Genomic DNA, 19177 nt, shown 5'->3' on the forward strand with positions numbered 1-19177 from the left:
ATGTTGATTTCATCTTCCTCGACCTTGTTCACCACATTTCTTCGCACCAGCCTTGGCGTGGCACTGCTGGCAGCTTTAGGGCAATGCGGAGGTCGGCCCACGGATGCAGCAAAACAGAAGGGCGAACCGGAAGTCATCACCAACTTCAACCAAAACTGGCAGTTCGTTAAGGACATTGACACGACGGTAACTGCGGCACTTTTCACCAAAACATCAAGCTTACCTGTTAACTGGGCTACCGTTTCACTGCCCCATACACCGCAGCTGGAGCCCGTAGCTCCCAATCAGTTACAGTGGCAAGGCAACTGCTTTTACCGCAAGTATTTTCAGATGCCATCGGACGGGCCCGGGGCGCGGGTGGTTCTTGAGTTTGGCGCGGCCATGCACACGGCCGATGTGTATCTGAATGGACAGCGGCTGCAACGCCACATAGGTGGCTACCTGCCTTTTACCGTCGATATTTCGCGCCAAGTGAAGTATGGTCAGGAGAACTGCTTGCTGGTGCGCCTCAACAACCAGGACAACCCCGCCGTACCGCCCGGCAAGCCGCTCAAGGGCCTCGATTTCAACTTCTACGGCGGCCTCTATCGAACGGTGCGCCTCACCCTCACCGACCCGCTGCACATTTCTGATCCGGTACAAGCTGGCCGCCCAGCGGGTGGCGGAGTTTTGGTGCACTACGAAAACGTAAGCTCCCAATCAGCAACGCTGCACGTGCAAACGGATGTGCAGAATAATGCCCCCCAGACGCAGTTGGCGCAAGTGCGCACAACTTTACTTGATGCGCAGGGGAAAGAAGTGGGCCGCGCAGAAAGTCAAGCAGCTACCATCGCCACCGGTGCTTTCAGTCAAGTCAAGCAGCAGATTACTATTGCTACGCCGCAGCTTTGGTCGCCGGAGCAGCCATACTTATATCAGCTTGTGGTTGAAGTGCTGCGAGAAGAAAAAATCATTGACCGTCAGAAAGTTAAAACCGGTGTGCGGAGTATCCTCTTCGCTACCGATGGCTTCTATCTCAATGGCGAAAAGCTGCGTTTGCGCGGTACTAACCGTCACCAAGAGTACCCTTATTTGGGCTACGCATTATCAGACAATGCTCAGTACCGCGACGCTTGGCAGATTCGGGATGCTGGTTTCAACTTTGTGCGTTGCTCCCACTATCCTCCTTCCCCGGCCTTTCTGGACGCCTGCGACGAGTTAGGAATTTTGGTGATGAACTCCATTCCCGGCTGGCAGTTTTTTGGCGACGCGGAATTTCAGAAAAACAGCCAGCAGGACGTGCGCGACATGGTGCGCCGCGACCGTAACCACCCCAGCATTATCCTCTGGGAATCGTCGCTGAACGAGACCAACATGAGCAAGCCCTACATGGAGCAAACCCATGCGGCGGTGCATGAGGAATTGCCCTGGCCGGACGGCGTGTACACCTGCGGCTGGATGGACTATGCCTACGATGTATTCATCCCGGCTCGTCAGCACCGTAAGGCTCCGGATTATTGGCACAAGTACAACGGCAAAAAAACCCTGTTTCTCTGCGAATACGGCGACTGGGAATACTACGCCCACAATGCTGGCTTCAATCAAACTGCCTTTGCGGGCCTGAAAGAATCGGAGCGTACTTCCCGCCAATTGCGTGGCCAAGGCGAGCGGGCCCTGACTCAGCAGGCGCTCAACTTTCAGGAAGCACACAACGACAACTACCGCAGCCCCACGGTCGGCGACGCTAACTGGCTGATGTTTGACTACAAGCGCGGCTATGCCCCGGACATCGAATCATCCGGAGTAGCCGACATTTTCCGCCTGCCCAAGTTTGCTTACTACTTCTATCAGAGCCAGTACGGCCCCATAAATGCCCCCCACGGCTTCGGTAAACCCATGGTTTTCATTGCCAACTACTGGCAGCCGACTTCAAGCAAGCAAGTAACAGTGTACAGCAACTGCGACGAGGTAGAACTGTCCCTTAATGGCACCGTAATAGCTCGCCAGCGCCCCGATAAGAATGCTTTTTCCGACCAGCTGCCGCACCCCCCCTTTACCTTTACGTTGCCCACCTTCACACCCGGTACATTAAGCGCCGTGGGCTACTACCAAAATAAAAAGGCTGCTCAAACGGAACGGCGCACGCCAGGTGCCCCCAACGGCATAAAGCTAACCTACGCCCGCCATGGCAAAGATTTGACTGCCAATCAAAATGACATGGTGTTCGTGTATGCCTCCGTAGTTGATGCCAACGGCACTGTAGTTCCGGACGCTGCCACGGCTATTCAATTTAGTGCCCAAGGTGCCGAGCTTATTGGTGATAATCCCGTGAAGGCTGAAGCTGGTATCGCTACCATCTTGCTAAAAATGCCCCCCCAAGCAGGTACAGTGAAGATTACTAGTGAAGCCGTGGGCCTGTCTAATAACTCGCTCACTATTACGAGTAAATAAGAAAGTCAAAGAGGTAAAGTGTCGCTTACTGACTCAACAAATGGCTTATTAACCTTCGATTTAGGGATTAAATACTCTGTCATTAAAATTTAACTAAGCCTTGATTTTGGCATTTAAAAACAGCTGTATTTCTCAGTCATACAAGCCCTTTTTATTCCCTCACAATTAAGATTATCGATTGTGTTTTATTCACACAATTAGACTTTCACCGAACCAGTTAATTGCTATTTACTGTAACAAGAATGGTTGGAGGTTTTAGCAACATTTTTCCTAACAAATGATAATTAAAATAGCGAACCGTGGCAATAGATGCAGATTCCGTATCAATACGGATATACTTATCACATCCAGCATCTGTTTAATTATCTAACAGCAATAAATAAACACACCGCACAAAAAACAAAGGCAAAACAATTGCATTTTTTAACGCCAAAATTTTATCTTGTGTAGTTTATTAACAATTTTTGTGCTGTGGAGTGAAAAAGTCCTGATGAAGCGCTGTAGTCCGCCGGCTATAATGCTTCTCGGCTTCTTCGTGCTCCTTTTTGGTTGCCCGGCCTAGCCGGTTCATTTATTCCCACCCCAAACACTTTTTCAATGAAACACCCTTACCAGGCGAAACTACTGTTTCTGCTATTGTTCATCTGTGCCGGTTTCACCGGCGCGTTCGCTCAGACCGGCTCGGTGAGTGGCCGCGTCTTAGACGAACAGCAACAGGGCTTACCTGGCGTAACCGTGCTGATTGAGGGCACTTCGCTGGGTAATTCTACTAATGCCGATGGCGCTTTCTCCATCGAAAATGTGCCGGCGGGCCAACGAACTTTAATTGTATCCTTCATTGGCTACACCACTCAGCGCCTCCCAGTTAGTGTAACGGAAGGCCAGAACACGGTAGCAAACGCAACACTAGGCGAAAACACTACTCTTCTGAACGAGGCGGTAGTTGTAGGCTATGGTACTCAGCGCCGCCAAGACGTGACTGGCTCCGTAGCAACCGTTGATTCCAAGGACTTTGTGCAGGGCCAAATTACCAACCCCGAGCAGCTGATCAATGGTAAGGTAGCGGGTGTGCAAATCACGACTGGTGGTGGTGCTCCAGGCTCTAACAGCAATATCCGCATCCGCGGTGGTGCTTCGCTGAACGCCACCAATGAGCCCCTGATCATCATCGACGGTGTTCCAATTGATGGCAATAGCATCAGTGGCGCGGCTAGCCCCTTGAGCACCATCAACCCCAATGACATTGAAACTTATACCGTTCTGAAAGACGCGTCGGCCACGGCCATCTACGGCTCGCGGGCTTCCAACGGGGTTATTATCATTACTACCAAAAAGGGCCTGCAGGGTGAGAAGCTGGCGGTTGCCTTTGGCACTCAGTTTTCGATAGGCAAGCGCTTCAACGAAATAGATGTGCTCTCGGCCGACCAATTCCGGGCCGTAGTAGATGCCCGTGGCAACGAAACCCAAAAGGGTCAAGTAGGCTCGGCTAGCACTAATTGGCAGGATGTCATTTTTCAAACAGCTTACACCACCGACAACAACATTAGCTTTACTGGTGCTTACAAGCAGTTGCCATTCCGTGTTTCGGCTGGTTATTTGAACCAGGATGGTATCCTAAGAACAAGCAACTTGGAGCGTATCACGGGCTCAGTTAGCCTGACGCCTGTACTGCTCAATGACAACCTGCGTGTTACGCTGAATGCAAAAGGTAGCCGGGCTAACAGCCGCTTTGCTGACGAAGGTGCTATTGGAGCCGCCACTAATTTTGATCCTACAAAGCCAGTTACTGGCGATGCATTCGGTGGCTATTACGAATGGACACAGCCCAACGGTGACCCCATTCCCACGGCTACCCGCAACCCGCTGGCATTGCTGGAGCAGCGCTTCGACGAGGCAAGTGTTGACCGCTTCATCGGCAACATTCAACTCGATTACCGCTTGCCTTTCCTCACCGACCTGCGTGCTGTATTAAACTTAGGTACTGACCGTTCCTCTAGCACCGGTACTCGTTTTGTGCCCGCAATTGCTGCTCGCTCCTTCACGCGCCGGGGCGAAAACAACCAGTACGCTCAAGACCGCTACAACAAGCTGCTCGACTTCTACCTGAACTACGTGAAGCAGTTAGGTGGCAGCCGTCTCGATCTCACGGGGGGCTATTCTTATCAGGACTTCATTCGGGAAGAGCCACGCTTTGCTGATTTGCGCGAAGACCGGACAGAATTTGCACCTGCTCCCTTCCCTTTTCCTTTTAAGACCCAAAATACTCTGGTATCATTCTTCGGTCGTGGTATCTACAACTTGAAGGATCGCTACACTATCACCGCAACTCTCCGTGCGGATGGTACTTCTCGGTTTGTAGGCGAGAACCAATTTGGCTACTTCCCAGCCGTAGGTCTTGCATGGAGTGTTAAGGATGAGACTTTCCTTAAAGACTTTAACACTATCACTCAACTGAAGGTACGCGCGGGTTACGGCATCACTGGTCAGCAGGATATAGAAAGAGCCGGCAGCACAGATTTGGCTGGTCAGAACGGGGTTGGTAACTACCCTTTCTTAGCTCGCTATACCCAAGGAGACCTGAATACCCAAATCCAAATCGGCTACAACGCTGATGGTACTCCCCGCTTCGTTTCGACCCTACGCCCAGAAGGCTACAACAGAGACCTGAAATGGGAGGAAACTACTACCTATAACGCGGGTATTGACTACGGCATCTTAGATGACCGCATTACCGGCTCTATCGATGTGTATCAGCGCAACACCAAGGACTTGTTGGCTGTTGTTGCTCTTCCAGCGGGCTCAAACCTAATCAATGAGTTTGCCCGCAACATTGGTACCCTCGAAAACCGCGGTGTTGAGTTCGCATTGAATGTGGTACCTGTTCGCTCCGAGAACTTCAACTGGAGCGTCAACTTCAATGTGGCTTACAACAAAAACGAAATCACCAGCCTAAGCGACGTTGAAGATCCAAATTTCACTGGCTACTTGGTAGGTGACATCGCGGGCGGTACTGGCAACAGGGTCCAAATCAACTCTGTAGGGTTCCCTGCTAACTCTTTCTACGTGTACAAGCAAGTGTATGACACCAACGGTGCACCGATTGAAGGCGCCTATGTCGACTTGAATAACGACGGTCAGATTACAGAGCTAGACAAGTATCGCTACAAGTCATCTAACCCTAGAGCAACACTGGGTCTCAGCTCCAACGTGTCGTATCGCAAGTTCAATCTGTCGTTCACGATGCGTAGCTACCTTGATAACTACGTGTACAATAACGTGTTTTCAGACCGGGGCACTTATCGCGGATTGTTCGACCCAAATAACTTCCTCGGCAACGTTTCAGAAAACGTGTTGGAAACAAACTTTGCCAACAACCAATTCTTCTCAGATTACTACGTAGAGAACGCCTCCTTTGTGCGGATGGACAACGTAACAATAGGTTATAATGGTGGAAAGTTTTTAAACGATAAGCTAAACTTTGGCCTAACCTTCGCTGTTCAGAACTTGTTCGTTATCAGCGACTACAGAGGGCTCGATCCAGAGATTTTCAACGGAATCGACCGTAACTTCTATCCGCGTCCGCGGACGTTTACGCTTGGCTTAAATCTGGGCTTCTAATTTGCTCGTACTTTCCAAAAAATGAAAAATATACTAATTAGGAGCTTACTAGCCTTAGCGGTTACTACCTCCTCGCTCGGCATCTCGTCCTGCGTAAATGATCTCGATCGGGAGCCTGAGTTCGACCCTACTTCAGCCATCGTTTATAATGATCCGGCTAACTACGAAGCTATCCTTGCCAAGCTGTATTCTGGCTTAGCAGTGAGTGGTCAGCAGGGCCCCAGCGGTGCACCCGACTTGCGTGGCTTCGACGAAGGTACCTCCCCTTACCTGCGCATGTACTGGTTTACGCAGCAGTTGCCCACCGACGAGGCTATCATTGCCTGGAACGACGGCGACCTGCCTGAGCTCAACCGCTTGACTTGGACGCCGAGCAACACGTTCGTACGAACTATGTACAACCGTCTGTTTTATCAGGTAACTGTTTGTAACGAGTTCATCCGTGAAACCACTGACGCGAAGCTAAGCAGCCGCGGAGTGACAGGCACGACGGAAACCAATGTGAAACAGTATCGAGCGGAAGCACGCTTCTTGCGGGCCTTGAGCTATTTCCACGCTCTTGATATGTTTGGCAATGTGCCTTTCGTAACCGAGAATGACCCGGTAGGTGCCTTCCTGCCAAAGCAGACAACCCGCGCTGAGTTATTCAATTACGTTGAGTCGGAACTGCTGGCAATTGAGCCCGAAATGGTTGCTGCTCGCCAGAACCAGTATGGCCGGGCCGACCGCGGTGCTGTACAAACGCTGTTGGCTAAGCTGTACCTAAACGCTCAGGTGTACACGGGGCAGGCTAAGTTTACGGAAGCCGCTACTTATGCTAAAAGAGTAATTGATTCGGGCTACGCTCTTACCCCCGTATACAATAACCTGTTTGTAGCGGATAACAACATCGTAGCTGCCTCTGAAATCATCTTCCCCATCACTTTTGATGGACTACGCACCAAGACTTTTGGTGGTATGACCTTTTTGGTTCATGCTGGTGTAAACAACGGTACCATGGATCCTGCCGCCTACGGTATTAACGGCGGATGGTCGGGCTTCCGGGCTAAATCTACCTTAGCTGATAAGTTCACGGATCTGACTGGTGCCAGCGACGACCGTGCTCGCAACTTCGTAACGGAAGGTCATCGCCGGGAGAACAACGATATTTTCACCTTCACTGATGGTTTCGGATTGCAGAAATACCGCAACGTAACTTCAACGGGCGTGAAAGGCTCTGATACGTCCGGCGACCACCCCGATACTGACTTTCCCATGTTCCGTCTTGCTGATGTGTACTTGATGTATGCTGAGGCTGTGGTGCGTGGTGGTGCTGGCAGTTCAGCTGAGGCTCTCACCTACGTGAATCGGGTGCGCCAGCGGTCAAAAGCCTCACCCATCAACGCCAGTCAGCTTACTCTGGACTTCTTGCTGGATGAGCGGGCTCGTGAATTACACATGGAGTGCTACCGCCGCACCGACCTCATTCGCTTTGGCCGGTTTGCTGGTCCTAATGCCAACTATGTATGGCCATGGAAAGGTGGAGTATTGCAAGGACAGCCAGTAGCTGAATCGCGGAACCTTTACCCTATCCCCTCCTCCGACCTTACTGCCAACCCTACGCTGGTTCAGAACCCCGGCTATTAAGCATTTAGACGCAGTTACTAAACCGAATATCTGGTGCTTGCTCTTAAGTAAAGCTCAAGTGGTAGCATCAAGTATTCGGAAGTAGCTACTCAACTCATTTCAAATTTTTACTCTACAACAGATGAAAAACTGGCTTACCCAAATCCTGGGGCTTTGCACAGCCGTTCTACTTCTTTCCTCCTGCGAAAAGGATGAGGACCGGGTAGTAGCAATGCCCGGCAGAGAGACGTCTCTCTCGACCGTTGTGACCAACGTACCGCTAACATTAGACGATGCGGATAAGACATATGTAGTTTATTCCTGGACTCCGGTATCCTATGGATTTGCGGGTGAAGTAGTGAACTACACACTGGAAATTGACAAGAAAGGCAACAATTTCGCCTCAGCTAAACCTTTTTCCACTGGCTCCGCAGTTAGCAAATCCTTCACGGTATCAGAGATCAATAATTTGATGATTGATCTGGGCGCTGTGCAGAATGAGGATACTAAAGAGTACAGCTTTATAGAGCTAGAGGTGCGCGCAAAGGCGGCGCTTAGTGGTAGCCCAACAGCTACTGCACTGGCTAAATACACGCCTGTTGCGGTTTTAGCTGGCACTCCTTATAACGCAAACGCTGCAATCGTTTATCCTTCATTATGGGTGCCAGGTGCTTACCAAGGGTGGGCTCCCGACAAGGCACCGACCATTGCCTCCGGCGCCAAAGATATTACGACTATCTTCGAAGGATATATCAATTTCACTGGGACCGGCCAACCTGAATTTAAGCTAACTGACTCTCCTAGCTGGGATAAGGGCATCTTTGGAAAAGGAACGAGCACCACTGATGCTAATGGTGTTATAAACGGCACCTTGGTTTCTCCTGGTGATAATATCACCGTACCGGAGGCGGGTTATTACCAGGTTACAGCCAATCTGGCTTCAAATACTTACAAGTTGATGAAGACTACCTGGGCTGTAATTGGCTCGGCCACCGCTAAGGGATGGGACAACGAAACACCCATGACCTTTAATCCTGCCACTGGAGTTTGGACGGTTACAACTGCCCTTTCTGCTGATGGCGAGGTTAAATTCCGGGCTAACAACGCTTGGGACCTCGACTATGGTGATAGAGGCGGTGACGGCTTGCTCGAGCGTGGCGCCGACAATATCAAAGTACCCGGTGCTGGCAACTACACCATCACGCTGGATCTGAGTAAAGGAGCGGGTAACTATACTTACTCGTTCAAGAAGAACTAAAGGCTCGATAGTCGATTTGAGCTTTTCATTCTCAAAAGGCCTCCGCGTTGCGGAGGCCTTTTTTGATATTCTATTTTAAATCACTTGACTCCTGAGGGGCATTTTTGCCTAAAATTGCCCCCCAGCGGAGCGTGCTAATCCGAGTCAACACTTTCATCTACCGAAATCTTTTCCGTGCTTCGCTGCTGTTGGTGCTGGCTACCTTCACTTCTTTTCCACTCGTTCCTCTACCATTTCTCCTATGATCATTATTGCCGACGGCGGCTCGACCAAAACCAACTGGTGCCTCATTGACCATGCGGGTACGCGCATTCAGTTCAATACAGAGGGCTACAACCCCGACTTCATTGGCACCGAGGGCATTCAAGCCTCCTTAGAGAAAAGCCTGCCCGACACGCTGGAGTTCGAGAAGGTGACGGAAGTGCACTACTACGGAGCGGGAGTTTCGTCGGCTAAGAAAGCGGAGATTGTAGCGGCGGCTATGCGCGCTGTGTTTACCCAAGCTAAGGTGGTAGTCGACCACGATTTGCTGGCGGCGGCGCGGGCGCTGCTGGGCATTAAGCCAGGTTTTGCGGCCATTCTGGGCACGGGCACTAACTCCTGCATTTACGACGGTAAGGAAGTGGCCATGAGCGTCGATTCACTAGGCTACTTCCTGGGCGACGAAGGTAGCGGCTCTTACATCGGAAAGCGCCTGCTGCGTGACTATTTGCGGGGCTTATTGCCCGACGGGTTGCAAGAGAACTTCCGCGAAACCTATAACCTCACCCGTGAGGATGTGCTGGACCGCTTGTACAACAAACCTCTGCCCAACCGCTTCCTAGCCAGCTTCGGCAAATACGCCTATGATCACAACAACGTGAGCTACTGCCGCGAAATCGTGCTCGATGGCTTCAAAGCGTTCTTCGATAATCTGGTAACCAAGTACCCCAACTACCAGGATTACACCTTCAACTGCATCGGTTCCGTGGGCTACAACTTCCGCGACGCCCTGATTCAGGTTGCCAAAAGTCACAATATGGAAGTTGGCAAAATCATCCGCTCCCCTATTGATGACCTCGTAGATTACCACACCATCCTGACCAAATAAGAGTAATATCATTAAACAAAAAGAGCGGCCCCAGTAATGGAGCCGCTCTTTTTATGCGCTTGGGGGGCATTTTTAGTGCTGCACCACCAAGCGGGTAGTTCGTATTTGTTCGCCGGTACTGAGGCGCACTAAGTACACACCATTTGCTAAACCACTCAGCGACACGGGCAACTCGTGGGCACCTACTGCCTGCCGCGACGTGGTTGGCAAAGTGCGCACCGTGGCCCCGAGCAGATTGGTTATCGTGACGCTCACCGGTGCAGCGTTCTTCAACTCGTAGCGCAGGGTAGCTGTGGTAGCCGCGGGGTTGGGCGCAGCTGAGAAGTTCAGCACCGCCTCCTGAGCCCGCTTGGCCGAAAGAACTACACCTGCCGGCCGGTTGATTTTCCTGGAAGTATACACGCGGTATTCGCCAGGACCAAGCGTAATGGGCATATTTACGTCGGTGGCATTTACGTTGAGTGTGGCGTCGGAGAGGTAGCTATACCAAGTACCGGCACTCTGGAAGTTAGGCGCCACGGCCGCCGGCGTGATGCCAAAGTTGCCGATGACCGTCACGCTCAAATCGGCGCTGGAGATGTTTATTCGTTTGGCGAAACCACTTAAGCTCTGGGTGTAAGTAGCTGGATTTTCAAATACGGGCTGAGTTGTTTTCAGCTCGATCAGGCTCCGATACACGTTGTAGAGGTTGCGGCGCGCGGGATTATCCAGGTAATCCCACCGAATAGGCTTATTACCGGTGCGCCCGTTCTCATTGATGCTCACATCGTAGCCCAGCTCCCCAAACTGCCATATCATCTTGGGGCCGGGTACCGTGAAGAAGAACGCGGCTGCCTGGCCCATGCGGGAAAGTGCGGTATTTACGTCGCGCACGTTATAGCCGGGTGTAGCACCAGTCTGGTTACCATCAGCCAAGGCCCGCACCATCAGGCGCTCCTCATCGTGGCTTTCCATGTAGGTGATAAGGTGAGGCTGCAGCCAGCCCCGGTTAACATAGTAGCCACCACTAAAATCAGAATTGTTGCTCTGACCGCGTACGGCGTTTATGTAGCTGCCATTTTGGTTGCCCCACAGCATCATGCCGTAGTCGGCCAAAATCTTCTCCTCGTCGTTGTCGCTTAGGTGCTCCAGAATGCAGTAGAAGGTTGGGTCAAGGGTCTGCAGCTGGTCGTAAATGTTTTTCCAGATGGCAATGCGTGAGTCGTCGCGGCGGCCCCAGGCGCCTACATCATTCGGGTTGTTGCGCTGCGTAAAGCCCTTCGACAAGTCGTAGCGGTAACCGTCGATGCGGTACTCCTGTATCCAGAACTCATTCACCCGCTCCACAAAATACTTGGTGAATGGGCTTTCGTGATTGAAGTCGTAGCCTACATTGAAGGGGTGAGTGGCAGTCCGGTTAAACCAGGGGCTATCCGTCGTGGGTGCACCATCAGCAAAGTACATCTGCACCATCGGCGACTGGCCGAAGGAGTGGTTCAATACCATGTCGATAATAACAGCCATGCCGCGCTTATGGCACTCGTCGATGAAGCGCTTCAGGTCGTCTTTGGTGCCGTAGTATTTGTCGGGCGTGAAGTAGAATGACGGGTTATATCCCCAGCTTTCATTGCCCTCAAATTCATTGATGGGCATCAGTTCAATGGCATTCACGCCCAGGCGCTGCAAGTAAGTAAGCGTGTCGGTGAGGGTTTTGTAATCGTGCCGGGCAATGAAATCACGCACCAGCAACTCATACACAACGAGGTCAGTAGTCTTGGGCTTCTGGAAGTTATTCGTCTGCCACTGATACTCCGTCTGGCCTGACTGGAACGTGGACACGATGCCAGTAGTCTTACCAGTTGGGTACTGCAACAGCGCAGCCGGATAGGTTACGCTTGGAATAAACTGGTCGTTATTGGGGTCCAGCACTTTTTGCGTGTACGGGTCGGCAATGCGCAGGCCGCCATCAACCAGGTACTGATAGGTGTATTCTCGGCCGGGCGTTAGGCCATCAATCTGCACCCACCAGCGGCCATTGCTGGTATTATCGGCGGTATTATCGGTGGCGCTAACGGGCGTACGCTTCAGCGCGGCAGCCGGGGTTATTTGCCAGTCATTGAAGTCGCCGAGGGCATACACAAATTGCTTATTAGGAGCAGTCAAGCTCAGCACCACGGAAGCGCCCCCATTGAGGTAAGTTACGCCGTCTCGCTTGGCACCGGCCGGCAAGGGCGCCGTAACTACCGCCTCGCGCGTTTGCAGGGTTAATTGGGTTTCGGCCGAGCCCGAGGCATCGGTAGCAACAAGCCGGAGGGAGTTGGTGCCCGCCTGGGTTAGCGTTACAGTGCGGGTGATAGAGGTGGCGTTGGGCTCGGCCGCACCGAGTTGAGTGCCATTAAGAAACAAAGCCAGCGTAGCCGGCAAAGCCGAAGTGCCCGTTACAGTAGTGGGGGTATTAAGGACTACGAAGTTGCTGCCAGGCCCAGTAGGCGCCGTAAAGCGCAGGTTGAAGCGGTTTTGAGCAACATTGACGTAAATGTCGCCGCTGGGTCCGCGACCTACCCGGCTGCCGTCGGCGTTCTTGAAGATCATTCCTAGTCGGTAAATAGTGGTACCGGCCGGGATGGGATAGAAAGTGTTGGGTACGAAGGTAATCGTGTAAATATTGGGGTTAGTAGCCGAGCGCGTCATCCGAGCCGCGGGGTCGGGCTGATTGAAGGCGGGACTTTTAACATTGGTCCAAGTGGTGCCAGTGGGGCTGTCAATCACGACGCCTGTCCAGATGTACACGTCGCCGGTGAAGCCCGCCAGTTCCCCGTTGCCTTGCGTGGCATTGAAGGTAATGGTAACGGGCTCCGAGGCCAGAAACGTAGCCGGTTGAGTAGTGACCTGGGCATACGCAACGGGTAGTCCCGTTAGCAACACGACCAGACTAAAGAGAAGTCGAAGTGTTTTCATTGAAAACAAGAAAAAGTGGATGGGTGGGATAAAAAGCAGGTAAACCAAGCATTGCACTACGTTCTGTTCAATACTTCCTAGCTATAGGACTAAAGGTACGCACTGCCCAGTTATTCAAGTCAGGGGCCGGGCCATTTGTTTGTAGCTTTGCCTGCTCTGGCTCTTTTGAGCATTTATTCCAGCATGACGCTTTTCCTTGGTTTCATACGCAGGACCATATGGGCCGTACTGGCACTCGTGACCACAGGCGGCTTGCTACCCAGCGCAGCCCAGGCCCAGCATAGTGCCGATTCGATCAGCATAGTGCCAACATTTGCCCCCCAGCGCCAGCCTATTGCCGCTGATACAGCCCGTCTCAACCGGCGGCTGCCCGTACTGGCCGGTGGCTTAGCCCTGACCTATACGGGCCTGATGTATACCCTAAGTGAGAGCTGGTACACGGGCGAGAAAACCTCGTTTCATTGGTTCGACGACAGTCGCGAATGGAAGCAACTGGACAAAGCTGGGCACTTCTGGGGGGCTTTTCATCAGAGCCGCGGGGCCGTAGACATGCTGCGTTGGGCAGGCTTATCGGACCGCAAAGCCCTTTGGTATGGCGGCTTCGTCGGCTTCCTGCTCCAGAGCCCTATTGAGTTGTTCGATGGTCGCGACCCGGCGTACGGCGCCTCTGCCTACGATCTGGGGGCCAATTTCTTGGGTTCGGCCGGCCTGATTGCTCAGCAGTTGGCATGGGGTGAAGTGCGGCTTATGCCCAAATACTCCTTCCGCACTACGCGCTACGCGGCTATGCGACCCAATGTACTGGGCAAAAGCTTGGCCGAACAGCACCTCAAAGATTACAATGGTCACACTTACTGGCTTTGCGCTGATGTAGCCGCCTGGTTGCCCCAGGAAAGCAAGTGGCCCAAGTGGCTGCAGCCAGCCATTGGGTACGGAGCCCAGGAGATGGTGTACAATGACCCGGCCGCTAATGCTGCGTTGGGCCTTCGCGCCTACCGGCAATACTACCTAAGCTTCGACGTAAACCTGATGCGTATCCCGACGCGCAGTAAGTTTCTAAAGCGGGTGTTTTATGTGGCCAGCATCTTTCACCTGCCTGCCCCGGCCCTTGAGTATAATAGTCGCCGTGGCCTTGTGCTTCATGGCTTGTACTACTAACCTATTTCGACGTAGAACTTAGCCAGATGGGAGGAGTAGCAGTTCGAGGAAAACTGCGGACTGCCGCCTAGATAGTTGTTCCTCAGACCATGATCAGTTGTAGCAGGCTCACAAGGAAGGGGTAGCTGACGCGAGCAGCGAAAAAGGAATACTACAGAATTATATAAGACCAAACGCAAGAGTGAGCAGCCTATGCTGATCTTGCCTGCTGCCGTATGTTGAACGGGTCTGCGGTCCTGGTCACTACCTGAGAAAAGCAAAGAAGCCAGGAGATTTTATTCTCCTATCAGCCGCCGCTCAGACCTCAGATGGAATGAGCTGCCTCTTGGTTTCCCGGGGCAGCTGCAGCGTAAACTCCGTGTATTGGCCTTCTTCCGAGCGGACTTCGAACGTGCCGCCGTGGCCCTGCGTGATGATGTCATAGGCCAGCGAGAGGCCTAGTCCGGTGCCCTGCCCTGCGGGCTTAGTCGTAAAAAATGGTTGAAACACCTTTCCTTGCACGGCCGCGGGCATTCCCATCCCGTTGTCCCACACCCTTATTTCCACCTCTCGCTTACCTAATCGAGTTTGTACCCGCACTTGGGGGTGGTAGCTGCTGTCCGCCCGTTGCCGCCGCTGCTGGGTAGCGTAGAAGGCGTTGTTGAACAAGTTGATCAGTACCCGCCCAATGTCCTGGGGCACTACGGAGAAAGAGCCCAGATTTTCGTCAAAGTCCGTGACTAGCTCACAGACGAACCCTTTATCCTTGGACCGCTGATCCTGATAGGCAAGACGCAGGTACTCGGTGGTTAGCGCGTTAAGCTTGGTAGGCTGCTTTACGCCCGAGGCATGGTTGCTGTGGGCTAGCATACCACGTACAATAGCATCAGCGCGCCTTCCATGATGATTGATTTTGAGCAAGTTGGATTTAAGATCGGTCAGCAGCTCCAGTTCAGCAGCCGCATCGCGGTTCGGGTTTCGCTGTTCGGTTTGCAGGTCTTCCAGCAGTTCGGCGCTGACTTCAGCGAAGTTGTTGACGAAGTTGAGCGGGTTCTGAATCTCGTGGGCAATGCCGGCCGTCAACTCCCCCAGCGAGGCCATCTTCTCGCGCTGAATTAATTGGGCCTGCGTTCGGTGCAGGGCCTGGTAGGCTTCCTCAGCTTTTGCCCGCTGCTGGTCGAGCTCTGCCTTCTGCTGACTGAGGAGCTCATTGCTACGGCGCTGCCGCCGGGTGGTGCGCCAGAGTAGCAGGGCCACCACCATTACCGCGCCCGCCAACCCCGTCAGGCCATAGACGCGCAGTCGATCCTGATAAGCTTTTTTGGTACTGGCTAGCTCCTGCTGGCGCTGCTGCTCCTCGAAGCGGATGGTGAGTAGCTGCTTCACCCGCTGCTGGCTGAATAAACTGTCTTTAGCGGCCACAGCTATTTTGTAGTAGCGCAGAGCCCGGGTGTCGTCGCGGCCTTCATAGAGTTGGGCCAGCAATTGGCTGGCCGGTAAGATGCCGGTGAGAAATGAGCTCTGCTGTCCGGCCTCCAGCGCCCGCCTAGCGTGTACTAGGCTGGAATCGCGTGCACCCATTTCCTGATAGAGCATAGCCAGTCGCAGGCAAATAATATTCTGCTCAGTGAGGTCTTGGGCCAATTGCCCGGCCCGCCGATACAGGCGGAGCGCCTCGTCCACCTGGCGCTGATGCTTGCGTACATCACCTAGTATATACAGGGCATTGGGCAGTACACTCTGGGCTTCCGGATTGCGCGCAAATCGCAAGGCTAAGCGCAGATACACTTCGGCCGAATCCAGCTGCCCGCTATTAGCATACAGCTCCCCAAGGTTGGTGTAGTTAACGGTGGAAAGGAGCGAATCGGGCCGCTGGCCGGCTTGCCGCTGATGCAATGTAAACAATCGCAAGGCCTCCCGCTGGTGCCTCAGACCCTGGGCGTAGTCCCTTTGGTCGATGTACACGACTGCCATGTTGTTGTGCGCGACTCCCTGTTGGCGCAGCTGGTGCAGCGACTGACTTAAGGCCAAGGACTGTTGCAACAGTCGAAGGGAGCGTGGGTAGTCGCCCAGTTGCGCCATCACAACCCCCATGGCACTGAGTGCCTTTGCCTGACCTATTGGATAGTTTAAGTGGCGGGCTAGCGCATATGCCTGCTGCGCGAGCCGGTAGGCCGTATCCGGCTGGGTGCTGCGACAGTTAAATGATAAGTCGTTAAGTAGGTGCACTCGGTTGGTATCAGCGGGCTGCCGCAGCAGGGGTTGGCGCAGGCTATCGAGCAGAGCCGGGCTGCCCTGCGCCCGCACCAGCTGCACCCCGGGCAGGCTCAGCAAGAAAGCAATTAATAGCAAGGTGAGCAGCAGAAACTTTCGCATCGTCAAAAGCTGATTGTCGAGTTAGCATATTGTTGCTCAGTGGCACAACGTAGCGCGACCGGTTGGCGGCCTGCATCCCAGGGAGCTACTCTGCGCCGACTGCTCACAGGTCGGTGGTGGCGTTTATCTTTTAGCGGCTCTTACTCGGCCGCCACTGGCCGGGGCATCACCCCTACCTGTTGCAGCAACCCCACCGTATCCATAATTATTCGGCTTTCCGCAAACTGGCCATTACGCACCACATCCAGCACCACTCCCCAAACCTCCACTTCCTTATTTGTGGGAGGTAGGCCCATAAATTCTCCAGCGTGCGTTCCTGTCCAGGTAAATCTGGTAACCACCTTTTCTCCTTCCGCAACCTGCTCTTGCACAGTCCATTTCATGTCAGGAAAGCCAGTAAACAGAGAAGAAATCGCAAATTTTAAGCCCTCCCGGCCGGGTCCCTGGCCGGGAAACGGCAGGTGTTCAATAAAGTCATCGGCTACCAGCGTGTTGATGGCATTTAGGTTCTTCTTGTTGATGACTTCCTCAATAAAATGAGTCATGAATTTTTTGTTTTCCTCGACCGTCATGTCTCTGAGATTGTAGGCGTCAGTGTAATTGCTTGGCGTTGAAATTTGAGCGTTAGCAGCCAGAAAAAGCCCCCCCTCCGACGCGGCAGACCTGAGGCCACGCAACGACCAGCCCATACTAGGCCTTGATTGCCTGGCCGGTATCCGAACCGCGTCGCCGAGCTACGCATACTGCGCACCTTGAATCTGGTACCCGAAGCACGATTTAGAAATCGGAGTGTCATGGGGGGCATTTTGACAGAAGATCCCCCACGCTGGCGATGTAATTCTCACACTTAGAATAAATCACAGGTAGGCTTATTGCCCATATAACTGAGCTTCTCGGTTATCAAATTGCAGTTGGCAGCCTGATACCAAGAGCTTAATAAACTGATATAGAAGCCTTAAGCTTGGGCTAGGTGCATGTCGAAGCTGGCCGCGCGGGTCAGCACCTGACCAATTATTTGCTCATCAACGGAAGTGGCAAGGGCATTAGGTTGGCTGGCCTCGACCCCGAATTCTTCAAAGAAGGAACGGAAGCCTTTGGGGCTGTGCACGTTCAGGAAGCGGCAGGGCTCTTGACCCACGTTGCAGAAGGTGTGCACTGTGTTGGGGGGCAAATTGATGGATTCCCCTGCAGCCACGGTCACGGCTTGGCCGTCGACCAAGAATTCGAGTGCACCCTGCTGCACCAAGAACAGTTCGTGGTAGCCCTTATGATGATGGGGTGGTGGGCCGGGCACCTGCGGTAGCGATACACCTTCCAGTAGGTCATAGTCACCGGAAGCTTCATGCAGGGTCACGGTGTGGCCCAGGCAAACGAGTTCTTGTTTCATAATGGTAGACTTATAAGACTTGTGTCTCACAAACCTAAGAATATAATTGACATATCCAAACTTTCATGAGATATTTGTCTCATGAAATCAAAGCTCCTCACCACGGGCCGGGTTAAGCAGAAGCAAGGAACGCGGGACAAGATTCTGGCCACGGCCCAGCAGCTGCTGCAGACCCAAGCGGCCTTTTCTCTAGAAGACGTAGCTCGGGCCATGCCAACATCTCGGGCGACTATATATCGTTACTTTTCCACGGTGGATATACTCTGCGCAGAAGCCGCTCTCTCGTTTCAGGTTAAGCAGTCAGCCGATCTCCTAGCTGAAGTGCAGCACTTACCCCTTCCGGAAGCGCTGCTCTATGTGCAGGACTATTTCAATCAGCTTGCGCTGCGGCACGAAACAGCTTTCCGCAAATATCTGAGCGTGGTGCTGGCCGAATCAGTCAAAAGCAAAGGCATGGGACAGCTCCGGGGCGCCCGCCGGCCAGCTGCTTTAGAGGCCGTGCTGCGAGCGCACGCCCCGCATCTAGCACCCGAGCAGCGCGAGCGCCTGCGGCAGATCATCACCGTCCTTTCCGGTATCGAGCCCATGATTGCCAACAAAGACGTTAATGGCCTGAGCAATGAGGCCTCCAACGAGCTGCTGGAGTGGGCTCTGCGCATGATCTTCAAAGGCATGGAAGTCGAGAGTCGGTAGTTGGCTCATCCCACAAACTTCAGCATCCGCAGGTACCCATCGAGCATACGCGCAGCCAACATAGTCGCCGCTGGCTAGTCGTTCAGCCACATGGCTTGTACTAGATGAGGAACGCACATTGTCTAGCCTGAGGAGTAGGGTTAAACTTGGGGCGAGGGAGTTCAGGAAAACATAATTATCCCGGCATTGGCTAGCTGTGGGCGTCAATATTCGGGTGGGTGCTTTTATCTTTGCCTCCGAAGATGAGACCAGTCATTGCCTTTTTGCTGAGTTTGCTGATGCTCGTGGGTGGCTTGATGCCGCTCAACGATGTGGAAGAGCTAGGCAAACTTCCCCAGTTGGTACAGCACTTTCAGTATCATCACTCGCCCCAGGGTGGAGGGCTATCTTTCCGCCAGTTTCTGCGCGTGCACTACGGGGGCGCTACCAATGCCGGGTTTTATTGCCCGCCCTCGACCGAGCACGACCAGCTTCCATTGCGCGGCTCGCATCAGTGTCCCAACTTGGAGTACGTAGTTCCGGTCGCGCGCCTGTTGGCCCCTTTGCCGGCTCAGACTTGGCCCGCATTGGTGTATTGCCGCACGGCGGCTCCGCGCTACTCATTTGCCTTTCGCTCTGCTCTGCTAGAGCCACCCCGCGTTTAATA

The 19177-nt window shown here is 53.2% G+C and carries 12 protein-coding genes; 8 read left to right on the forward strand and 4 right to left on the reverse strand.

The annotated features are described in order from the left end of the window. The 5 genes from ACW9KT_RS11465 (at position 1) to ACW9KT_RS11485 (ending at position 10001) form a co-directional block, all read left to right on the forward strand. Positions 1-2430, forward strand: coding sequence for a glycoside hydrolase family 2 protein (locus ACW9KT_RS11465; protein ID WP_457080455.1), 2430 nt, complete (start codon positions 1-3; stop codon positions 2428-2430). A 597-nt stretch (positions 2431-3027) separates the two neighbouring features. Beyond that, entirely contained in the window at positions 3028-6048 is a 3021-nt protein-coding gene (locus tag ACW9KT_RS11470) for a SusC/RagA family TonB-linked outer membrane protein (protein WP_457080457.1), read from the forward strand. 21 nt (positions 6049-6069) lie between these two features. Then, complete coding sequence (locus ACW9KT_RS11475) at positions 6070-7674, forward strand: RagB/SusD family nutrient uptake outer membrane protein (RefSeq protein WP_457080459.1); 1605 nt, start codon at positions 6070-6072, stop codon at positions 7672-7674. 121 nt (positions 7675-7795) lie between these two features. Beyond that, positions 7796-8911 (forward strand): SusE domain-containing protein, encoded by a 1116-nt coding sequence (locus tag ACW9KT_RS11480; RefSeq protein ID WP_457080461.1) that lies wholly within the window; start codon positions 7796-7798, stop codon positions 8909-8911. A 241-nt stretch (positions 8912-9152) separates the two neighbouring features. Continuing rightward, positions 9153-10001, forward strand: coding sequence for an N-acetylglucosamine kinase (locus ACW9KT_RS11485; RefSeq protein WP_457080463.1), 849 nt, complete (start codon positions 9153-9155; stop codon positions 9999-10001). 72 nt (positions 10002-10073) lie between these two features. Here the strand turns inward: ACW9KT_RS11485 and ACW9KT_RS11490 are convergent, their stop codons facing one another. Then, entirely contained in the window at positions 10074-12938 is a 2865-nt protein-coding gene (locus ACW9KT_RS11490; RefSeq protein ID WP_457080465.1) for a DUF4961 domain-containing protein, read from the reverse strand. Positions 12939-13121: 183 nt separating this feature from the next. Here ACW9KT_RS11490 and ACW9KT_RS11495 point away from each other — a divergent pair, with 183 nt between their 5' ends. Further along, positions 13122-14096: a DUF2279 domain-containing protein gene (locus ACW9KT_RS11495; protein WP_457080467.1), complete on the forward strand. Its 975-nt coding sequence runs from the start codon at positions 13122-13124 to the stop codon at positions 14094-14096. A 297-nt stretch (positions 14097-14393) separates the two neighbouring features. On the opposite strand, the gene ACW9KT_RS11500 is transcribed toward ACW9KT_RS11495, so the two are convergent. The 3 genes from ACW9KT_RS11500 to ACW9KT_RS11510 all read right to left on the reverse strand — a co-directional run bounded on the left by ACW9KT_RS11500 (position 14394) and on the right by ACW9KT_RS11510 (position 17838). After that, positions 14394-16451 carry an ATP-binding protein gene (locus ACW9KT_RS11500; protein ID WP_457080469.1) on the reverse strand — a complete coding sequence of 686 codons (2058 nt, stop codon included), beginning with the start codon at positions 16449-16451 and terminating at the stop codon, positions 14394-14396. Between the two features lie 140 nt (positions 16452-16591). Beyond that, positions 16592-16996: an ester cyclase gene (locus ACW9KT_RS11505; RefSeq protein WP_457080471.1), complete on the reverse strand. Its 405-nt coding sequence runs from the start codon at positions 16994-16996 to the stop codon at positions 16592-16594. Positions 16997-17406: 410 nt separating this feature from the next. Further along, positions 17407-17838 (reverse strand): cupin domain-containing protein, encoded by a 432-nt coding sequence (locus ACW9KT_RS11510; RefSeq protein WP_457080472.1) that lies wholly within the window; start codon positions 17836-17838, stop codon positions 17407-17409. Positions 17839-17919: 81 nt separating this feature from the next. On the opposite strand from ACW9KT_RS11510, the gene ACW9KT_RS11515 reads away from it, so the two are divergent. Together ACW9KT_RS11515 and ACW9KT_RS11520 are read left to right on the forward strand one after the other, a co-directional pair. Beyond that, a complete protein-coding gene (locus ACW9KT_RS11515) occupies positions 17920-18531 on the forward strand; it encodes a TetR/AcrR family transcriptional regulator (RefSeq protein ID WP_457080474.1) in 612 nt (203 codons plus the stop codon). A 242-nt stretch (positions 18532-18773) separates the two neighbouring features. Beyond that, entirely contained in the window at positions 18774-19175 is a 402-nt protein-coding gene (locus ACW9KT_RS11520; RefSeq protein ID WP_457080476.1) for a hypothetical protein, read from the forward strand. The last annotated feature ends 2 nt before the right edge of the window (positions 19176-19177 follow it).

Source organism: Hymenobacter sp. HD11105 (genome assembly GCF_054051685.1).